The sequence below is a fragment of the Caloramator proteoclasticus DSM 10124 genome, assembly GCF_900129265.1.
GTDB classification, from domain to species: Bacteria; Bacillota; Clostridia; order Clostridiales; family Caloramatoraceae; genus Thermobrachium; species Thermobrachium proteoclasticum.
On the sequence record NZ_FQVG01000096.1, the window covers coordinates 1 to 3,083 of the forward strand.

The window sequence follows — 3,083 nt, forward strand, 5'->3', positions numbered from 1 at the left end:
CTGGCCACCAATTTTATATGCGGGAATAGCTCAGTTGGTAGAGCGTCACCTTGCCAAGGTGAATGCCGCGGGTTCGAGTCCCGTTTCCCGCTCCAAATAAAAACACCTGGTTGATTACTTCAACCAGGTGTTTTTATTTGGCTCTTTGTCAATAGTTGGGGCGGGTATTCGATTAGAATGACTGTCCTTTTTGTTTTATAGTGATTTTAGAAGAATAGATTACATATGGATGATTTAAAGTATAATATTTTCAACTTAAATAGAAAATTTTTATACTAAATATATGTTTACTTTCTCTTAGCATAGTTACTTATTCAATAGATACTAATTGTTAAGTTATAATTGTATATGTATAATTATATTAAATAGTAACAAATAATGATTAGTATAGATAACTTAAATAATTAGTTGTTTCATATGGAGGTAAAATTATGCATAAAAATTTAGGAGCTATTGTTGGTCTATATCCTACTCCTGTAACAATAGTAGGAACGGAGATAAATGGTAGGGTTAATTGGATTAATATTGCACATATAGGCATAATAGGTGTAGATAAAATGCTTATAAGCATGAATAAAATTCATTATAGCAATGAGGGAATAAAACAAAATAAAACACTATCCATAAATATTATAAGTGAAGATATGCTTATAGAGGCTGACTACGTGGGCATTGTTTCAGGAGCTAAAGTCAGCAAAGAAGATGTTTTTAAATATTTTAAAGGTGAGTTAGAGGGAGCGCCTTTAATAGAAAGTGCTCCAGTTTGTATGGAATGTGAAGTTGTAGATAATTATGAAACAAATACACATGATAATTTTATTGTAAAGCCTGTCAATACATATGTTAAAGAAGAAGTACTAAATGAAAAAGGAAAAATTGATTATACAAAGGTTAAACCGGTTTTATTTGAAATGCCAAATAGACAATATCTCAATATAGGTAGTGTCATAGGAAAGTGCTGGAAAGAGGGAGAAAAATATAAAAAGTAATTTAAAAGGAGGGCATAAAGTGGAAATTATATTTAATAGAAGAAGTATAAGAAAATATGAAGATAGGGAAGTTGAAAATGAAAAAATAGAAAAACTTCTTAGGGCTGCTATGCAGGCACCATCTGCAGGAAACCAAAGACCTTGGGAGTTTATAGTTGTAAAGAATAAAGATACATTAAAAAAGCTTTCTGAAGTAAGTCCATATTCAAAGATGGTTGCAAATGCTAATGTGGCAATTGTTCTATTATCAAATAAAGAATATATGAAATATCCTGAGTATTGGCAACAGGATATGGCAGCAGCAACGCAAAACCTGCTTTTAGAAGCTACATATTTAGGACTTGGAGCTGTTTGGCTTGGTATTGCTCCTTTAAAGCAAAGAATGGAATATGTAAAGGAAGTATTCAATTTACCTGAAAATATAGATGCATTTGCAATAGTACCCGTTGGATATCCAATTGAGGAAAATAAGTATATAGATAGATATGATGAAAATAGGGTTAAATTTGAAAAATATAAAAAGTGGCATTATGCCACTTTTTATATTATAAACCAAAATATTATAGTAAATAATGCAAGTAAACTAAAGTTATATACTGTAAATTTTTTTAAATAAACTTTTTTATTTTGCTTATACTCATTTGCATAAAATTTATAGGATATAACGCTGGCAAGAGATGCTATTAATGTTCCCATTCCTCCAATATCAACACCTAAAAGTAATTCCTTATAGTTGCTACTAAATCCAGAAAGAAGTATAGCACAAGGAACATTGCTAATAAATTGGCTTAAAGTAATTGATGATATAAATGTAGATTTTGGTTTATTTAAAATTTTTATAAATAAGTTTCTAACAATTTCAATATTAGAAAGATTGCCTATAAATATAAAGAAGAAAACAAAAGTTAATAATAGAGCATAATCTACTTCTTTAAAAAGTTTTTTATCTAAAGTAAAAGTTATAATAACTGTTATTAAAAAGGCAAAATAGTAGTTTATTATATTAAAGATTGATAAAAGAACTATAATAAATAAAAGAACAAAAATAAATGTTATTTTTTTATTTTTAATCTCCACTTTTTCTATATGAAAACATATATCTTTATTAGGAATAGATAGATTTAATAGTACTAAAACAAATAGACCTAATATAACAAAAGGCAGCATTATTTTTAAAAATGTAGTTAAATTTAAATTATACTTTGAATATATAAAGAGGTTTTGGGGATTCCCCATAGGAGTTAAACTACTTCCGATGTTGGCAGATAAAGTTTGAAGAACAATTATCTCCATAGGATTTATTTTAGATTTTTTAGCAATTATAAGGGCAAGTGGAACGAATGTTATAAGAGCAACATCATTTGTTATTAACATAGAAAATAAAAATGTAATCAAAATAAGCACTAAAGAAACCTTTCTTTCATTTTTAAACTTGTCTAAAATTCTGATAGAAATCATCTCCAATAATTTTTGTTTTTCAAAGCATTCAATAACAATCATAAGATTAAATAATGAAATCAAAACCTTAAAGTCTATGTAGTGTAATTTAGGTGTATTAAAAAGAGAGGTAACTATAGCAAGAATTAAAGAGATAGAAAATACAATGTCCTCTTTAGTTTTGTTTATAAATTGCCTAATCAAAATAAAGCCTCCTTATAATTACAATTAATTTATTTAATTTGAGATATGAATTTAAATTTGTTTTATACAATAAATAAAATATAGACCAATAATAATTATATAACTTTAAAATAACAAATCATAGTTCAAATTTATTTATTACAACATATCCGTGCGTATTGAATTATAAAATTTAGAGGAATAAAGAGATAATAAAAGAATTCATAATATAGTTTGCTATAATAATGAATATCGAATATGATGTTTTTCTATAAAGATGGTATTATACAAAAGTCGCTGCGAGATGGCGACGAAAGATGACGAAAAATGTAGTTGACATTATAAGTTGAATGTGTTAATATTAATTAATGCTAAGGATAACGGTCCTTGAAAACTGAACAGCGAGAGCGAACGTACCAAATAAGAAGCTAGGTTATAACATGAGAGTTTGATCCTGGCTCAGGACGAACGCTG

At 27.5% G+C, this 3,083-nt stretch carries 3 protein-coding genes and 1 tRNA gene; 3 read left to right on the forward strand and 1 reads right to left on the reverse strand.

Annotation, left to right across the window (positions count from 1 at the left end):
• The first annotated feature begins 19 nt into the window (after positions 1-19).
• The 3 genes from BUB63_RS12840 (at position 20) to BUB63_RS12850 (ending at position 1,605) form a co-directional block, all read left to right on the forward strand.
• A tRNA-Gly gene (locus BUB63_RS12840) sits at positions 20-95 on the forward strand.
• Between the two features lie 336 nt (positions 96-431).
• Entirely contained in the window at positions 432-989 is a 558-nt protein-coding gene (locus tag BUB63_RS12845; RefSeq protein WP_027309421.1) for a flavin reductase family protein, read from the forward strand.
• A gap of 19 nt (positions 990-1,008) precedes the next feature.
• A complete protein-coding gene (locus BUB63_RS12850) occupies positions 1,009-1,605 on the forward strand; it encodes a nitroreductase family protein (RefSeq protein ID WP_073250368.1) in 597 nt (198 codons plus the stop codon).
• Here BUB63_RS12850 and BUB63_RS12855 read toward each other — a convergent pair.
• Positions 1,530-2,630, reverse strand: a complete 1,101-nt coding sequence (locus BUB63_RS12855) for an SLC13 family permease (protein WP_084106797.1) — start codon at positions 2,628-2,630, stop codon at positions 1,530-1,532. The genes BUB63_RS12850 and BUB63_RS12855 overlap by 76 nt on opposite strands.
• Positions 2,631-3,083: the final 453 nt, after the last annotated feature.